Origin of the sequence: Streptomyces sp. NPDC050448 (assembly GCF_040655295.1) — a bacterium.
Classification (GTDB): domain Bacteria; phylum Actinomycetota; class Actinomycetes; order Streptomycetales; family Streptomycetaceae; genus Streptomyces.
Genome location: NZ_JBFAJR010000078.1, coordinates 1 through 6,323 on the forward strand (window position 1 = coordinate 1; position 6,323 = coordinate 6,323).

Here is a 6,323-nt window from a genome sequence, read left to right on the forward strand (position 1 = left end):
CGATGCCACCACCGACCAGTGCGACGGAAGCTCCGGCCAGGACGATACGACGGGTCCAAAAACGCTCAGACATGAGAATTCTCCATTCGGTGTCAAAAGAAGGGGGCTTGTAACCGTCTCCGGGAGTTCCCCGGTGAGGACGTACTCCAAATAAACCCTGCGAGAGAACGTGCGTCACGCCACTCGAACACGTGACTTGACGCCGAGAACCGATCTTGATAGCGGGTTCGTCTCGTCCGGCAGCACATCGACACGGGACCGGATCCGGGCCGACACGCCCGACGCCCCGACTTCTTCCGTATCGGCTCCTGTCAAGTAACGAATAGCCGGGGCTATGGCCCCATCCCTCCTCCCGGCACGGTGAAAATCGACCGTCCTGCTCAAGAGCAGGAGCGAAACACCATCCGGATCGGAGGCATTCATGTCTCGTCGCGCAGGGTTCCTCGTGACCCGCCGTCCCCGGCTCATTCTCTTCGCCGCACTTGTGTTCCTCGTGCTGTCCGCCGTGTTCGGTGCCGAATCGACCGGCCGGCTGAAGACGCAGGGATACGACGATCCGCGATCCGAGTCCAGCCGCGCCGCCCGCGTGGCGGCCGAGTACCTGGGGGCGTCCCCCAACCTGGTCGTCGTCGCGCAGGCCCGCGGCGGTTCCGTCGACGACCCGGCAGCCCGGAGCGCGGGCGAGGCCCTGACCGGACGCCTCCGTGCACAACCGCACGTGAGCGCCGTGACCTCGTACTGGACCGGCAGCGCGGCAGAGCTGCGCAGCCGGGACGGCCACGCAGCCATGCTCGTCGCGCACGTGGACGGCGAGGGGGAGCAGCTCGGAGCGCGCGTCAAGCGGCTGAGCGAGGAGCTGACCACCCCGGCGGCTTTCACGACGGCCCTCAGGGTGCACGTGGGAGGACCGGCGCTCATCGACGCCGAGCTCCAGGACATCTCGGAGTCCGACCTGAAGCGGGCCGAGTCCGTCGTCCTGCCGGGAACCCTGATCCTGCTGGTTCTGGTGTTCGGCAGTGTGGTGGCTGCTGCTCTGCCCCTGCTGATAGGGGTGCTGGCCATCGCCGGGACGCTGCTGGTCCTGAGCTTCCTCGGTGCCGTTACCGATGTGTCCGTCTTCGCACTGAACCTCACCACGGCACTCGGCCTGGGGCTGGGCATCGACTACGGGCTGCTGATCGTGTCGCGGTTCCGCGAGGAGCTCGCCGACGGACACAGTCCGCGCGATGCCGCAGTACGGACCGTGCGCACCGCCGGCCACACGATCCTCTTCAGCGCCGCGACGGTCTCTGCCGCGCTCGCGACGCTCCTGGTCTTCCCGCCTTACTTCCTGCGCTCGTTCGCCTACGCGGGCATCGCCGTGGTGGCCATCGCCGCGGTGAGCGCCGTCACCGTACTGCCGGCTCTGCTCACACTGCTCGGAACGCGGGTGAACGCCTGGCCCGTGCCGTGGCGCCACCGGGCCCACTCCGGCTCGGAGTCACGCTTCTGGCACGGGCTGGCGCGGATCGTCGTACGCCGCCCGCTGCTCGCGGCGCTGCCGGTGATCGGCCTGCTCGTGGTCCTCGCCGAGCCGTTCGCCCATGCCGGTTTCGCCACCCCCGACGAGCGGGCGCTGCCGGTGAGCGCGTCCAGCCGGCAGACCGGGGACCTGGTGCGCGGTGCGTTCGACAGGAACGGCCCGAGCGCGCTCACGGTCGTCATGACGGGTACGGCGTCACCGCCGGCACAGCAGGACTACGCCCGCCGGCTGTCCGCGCTCCCGCAGGTCGCCCGGGTCGTGGGGCCCGGCGGAAGCTTCCGGCACGGCGCGCAGGCAGCGGTCTCCGGCTCCGCCGGGTCCGTGGCCAGGTCCGCCGTCGACGGCTCGGCCCGGTTCTCCGTGGTGCCGCTGGTGGACCCCCAGTCGCGCGCTGCCCAGCAGCTCGTGCACGACGTCCGCGCGATTCCCGCCCCGGCGGGCACCGACGTCCTCGTCGGCGGACCGAGCGCGGTACTGGTCGACGCCAAGGCCACGGTGGGCGAGCGGATCCCGCTGGCGCTCTCCCTGATCGCCCTCACCACGTTCGTGCTGCTGCTCGGCTTCACGCGCAGCCTGCTGCTGCCCCTGAAGGCGATCGCGCTGAACGCACTGAGCCTCGCGGCCGTACTCGGAGCCATGGTGTGGATCTTCCAGACGGGCCACCTGCAGCACCTGCTCCATTTCACGCCCGGACCCCTGAGCACGACCATGCCGGTGCTGCTCTTCTGCATCGTCTTCGGGCTCTCGGTGGACTACGAGGTGTTCGTCCTCGCGCGGATCAAGGAGGCGCACGACGCCGGGCAGGACAATGCCGGCTCGATCATCTCCGGCATCGCCCACACGGGCGGCATCGTCACGACCGCCGGTTCCCTCCTCGCGTTCACCCTCCTGAGCTTCGGCACCTCCCAGGTCTCCCTCCTGCAGTTCTTCGGAATCGGCGCAGCCCTCGGCGTCCTCCTCGACGCCACGCTCGTGCGGGGCGTCCTCGTACCGGCGCTCATGCGCCTGGCGGGTGGCCTGAACTGGTGGGCCCCGTGGCCGCTGAGGCGCAAGGTGCCGCATCCGGCGTCCCGTCCTCCCCCGGCCACCGCCGGGAGGGGTGCCTTCCGGTCCGCGCCGCCTTCCGTACCCCCGCCCCCTCGCGCCGCTGACCACCCCGGTGCACACCCCGTCCCCGCCGCCTTGGTCGCAGTCCGCGCAGGGCACCACGCAAAGGAAGAAGACCCGTCATGACCGACATCGCCATCACCGGACTCGGCTGCCGCTTTCCCGGCGCCCCCAACCTCCACGCCTACTGGAAGCTCCTGCTGAGCGGGGAACGCCAGTTCTCCACCGTCCCGGCGGAACGCTGGAACCACGAGAGCTTCCACGCACCCGGCGACCCGTCGGCTCCCCATGCCGCGTACACCGACCAGGTCGCCTTCCTGGACGCCGTGGACCGCTTCGACGCCCTGCACTACGGGGTGCCCCCGGCTCGCGCCCGGGCGATGGACCCGCAGCACCGGCTGATGCTCGACGTCGCCCGCGAGGCCCTCGACGACGCGGGGCTGGGCCGCGGGGACTTCGACCGCGAGAACACCGGGGTCTTCATCGGAATGTCGGTGTCCGACTACAAGGACCTCATGGCAGCCCCCCTCCGGGCCCTCGCCCTGGCCGACGCGGCGCACGCAGCGGACCACCCCGGCGGCTTCGACGCCGCCAGGGAGCAGGCACGACAGCTCGGCGCCATGCATTCCTTCACCCTGCCCGGGAGCCTCCTCAACATGGCGTCCGGCACCGTCAGCCGGCAGTTCGACCTCGGCGGCCCGAGTTTCGCCGTCGACTCCGCATGCTCCGGCTCACTGGTCGCCCTCGACCAGGCGATCGCCCACCTGCGCCAGGGCACCTGCCGGATCGCCGTCGTCGGCGGCGTCTACCTCAGCCTCACCCCCGACAGCCTGGTCGGCTTCTCCAAGCTCCGCGCGCTGTCCGCCACCGGAGTCTGCCGCCCGTTCGACGAGGCGGCCGACGGCTTCGTCCTCGGTGAAGGCGCCGGTGCCGTCGTCATACGGCCGCTTGCCGACGCGCTCGCCGACGGCGACCGCGTCTACGCAGTGGTCAAGGGCATCGGCTCGGCCAACGACGGCGCGTCTCCCGGGCCGCTGGCCCCGACCGCCGAAGGCCAGCTGCGCGCCATGCTCCGGGCCTACGACGACGCGGGGGTTCCCCCTTCCTCCGTGGGGTTCCTGGAGGCCCACGGCACCGGCACCGCCGTCGGCGACCGTGCCGAGGTGGAGGCGCTGCGCCGGCTGCGCACCGAGTACCCCGACGACGACCCCGCACTGTGCTACCTCGCGTCGGGCAAGGCCCTCATCGGGCACTCCCTGTCCGCGGCGGGCATCGCGGGGCTGATCAAGACGGCCCTGGTCGTCCACCACCGCACGATCGTGCCGCAGCCGGTGTCCACGCCGCATCCGGACCTGGGCATCTCCGCCGCGGGCCTGCGCTTCGCCGACACCGCACGGCCCTTTCCGGGCGCGGGCACCCCTCGGCGTGCCGCGGTCAGCTCGTTCGGTTTCGGCGGCACGAACGTCCATGTGGTTCTGGAGGAGCAGCCCGCCCCGGCCCCCGGCCGCCCCTCGGAACGCGCCGAAGCCACCGGACCTCGGCTCGTCCTGCTCTCGGCCGGCAACCCTGAGCTGCTGGACCAGCACATCGGCGACGTTCTCGACGCACTCGACACGGCGGACCGCGCGCCGCTGGCCGCCGTGGCCCACACCCTGGGCTCACGTGAGCCGCTGACCGCCCGGCTCGCGATCGTCGCCGCTGACACCGACGGATTCACCCACCGGCTGCGCCACGCCCGCCGGCAGCTCGCCGACGGCGCCCGCGGCGACCTCGGCGACGACGCCTTCGCGGCCGACGCTCCCCTGCCGTCCGCGCAGCGCCGCATCGCCTTCCTCTTCCCCGGTCAGGGCAGTCAGCGGCCGGGCATGATGCAGGACCTCTACGAGCGGTTCACCGGCTTCCGGGGGGCCGTCGACGCCCTCGGCGCCGTGGCCCGGCGGGACACCGGCTTCGACCTCGCCGATCTGCTGTACGGCGAGGCGGCGACCGCCCGGGGCGACGACGCGGCGCTCAGGCAGCGGCTCGCCGCCACCGATGTGTGCCAGCCACTGCTCGGCACCGTCCAGATCGCCGCCACCCGTCTCCTCGCCGACTGCGGCATCACGCCCGACCTCGCGCTCGGCCACAGCGCCGGAGAGTTCGCCGCGGCCGCCGCGGCCGGAGCGCTCACCGACGAGGGCGCCGTCCGGCTGCTGGCCCGCCGGGGCGCAGCCCTCCGGCAGGCCGAAACCGGCTCCCGGGGCGGGATGCTCGCCGTGCAGAGTGACGAGGAGACCTGCCGTCGGCTCATGGACGGCATCGGCGACGTGTGGCTCGCCTGCTTCAACCAGCCGCGGCAGGTCGTGGTCAGCGGCTCGCTGCGCGGGCTCGCCGTCCTGCGGCGCGCGTGTGCCGGCGCCGGGGTCGTCACGATGGCTCTCGAGGTGTCGGGCGCCTTCCACTCGCCGCGGTTCGCCTCGGCCGACGAGACCTTGGGCGCGTACCTCGCCGACCGCCGCATCAGCAGCCCCGTCCTGCCGTTCGTCTCGTCCGTCGACGCGGCGGTCTGCACCGACGCCGACCGACTGCGCGAGCTGTGGGCCCGTCACGCGTCCGCGCCGGTCCGCTTCGGCGATGCCGTCCGGACCGCCTATGACCAGGGGGCCCGCGTCTTCCTCCAGGTCACCGGCGGCGGCTCGCTCCTCACCTCGGTCCGCCGCAACCTCACCGGCCACGGCGACGTCCACGTCGTCCCCGCCGCAGAGGCGGCGCCGGACGGCGGACATGGCTTCGTTCGGGCCCTCGCCCGGCTCGCGGTCCTGGGCGCCCCCGTCGACCCGCGCGCCCTGGTTCCCGAGGAAGACCGGCGTCTGCTGGACCTGCCGGTGGCGAGGCTCGACGACACCCAGTCGTACTGGGTGCGGGGCGGGCACCCCGCGCAGCAGTACAGCTCCGCCACCTCCCTCCCGCCTCAGCCCGCACCGCAGGAGGAGACCTCGCTGAAGGCCCCGATGGACGACCCGGTGAACGAACTGACGAACGACCCGGTGAACGAACTGCGCCGACTGGTCCAGCAGCAGGTGACGCTGCTCGGCCGCCTCACCGAGGCGCTCCCCGCGCAGGGCCCCGCCGCGCAGCCCGCCGCTCCTTCGACGGCCGGACCCGCACCCGTGCCCGCCTCCCCGGCCGGCCCTGCCACCCCGGCCCCCGCTGTCCCCGCCGACTCGCCCGCTTCTCGCACGCCGGGCGGCGAGGAGCCTTCGGCGACCGGGGACATCGGCGAGGTCACCGACGCCGTGCTCGCGCACATAGCCCGGATCAGCGCGTTCCCGGTGGACCATCTGCGGGGCGACCAGCTGCTGATCGACGATCTCGGCTTCGACTCCCTGATGCTGACCGACCTGTTCACTTCCCTCCACCGGCAGTGGCCGCAGTGGACGTTCGACGAAAGGACGGCCGACAGGCCGACCGTGGGGAGGATCGCCGCGTCGATCGCGAACGGCTCCGCGGACGCCGCACCGGCAGCCGTCCCCGGACAGCGCGCCGACCACGGCGACGAAGCCCCGCCATCGCCGCCCGCCGGCCTGCCCACGGCCCCACCGTCCGGGGGGGGGGGGGGCGGGGGCGGGCGGGGGGGGGGGGCGGGCGCCCCCCCCCCCCCCCCGCCCCCCCCCCCACACACGACCAACAGAAACGAAAACGAGCGCGACCCCCC

The 6,323-nt window shown here is 72.8% G+C and carries 2 protein-coding genes; both read left to right on the plus strand.

The genetic code is table 11. From position 1 onward, the window contains the following. Positions 1-421 precede the first annotated feature (421 nt). On the plus strand, positions 422-2,755 hold the full coding sequence (locus AB0I68_RS38080; protein WP_363182024.1) for an MMPL family transporter: 2,334 nt from the start codon (positions 422-424) through the stop codon (positions 2,753-2,755). Next, a partial coding sequence (locus AB0I68_RS38085; protein ID WP_363182025.1) for a type I polyketide synthase occupies positions 2,752-6,323 on the plus strand: 3,572 nt, incomplete at its 3' end. The genes AB0I68_RS38080 and AB0I68_RS38085, both read left to right, overlap by 4 nt.

Bases quoted from the DNA above. Each gene is read 5' to 3' on its own strand.
- AB0I68_RS38080 (WP_363182024.1), top strand. From the start codon at position 422: ATGTCTCGTCGCGCAGGGTTCCTCGTGACCCGCCGTCCCCGGCTCATT.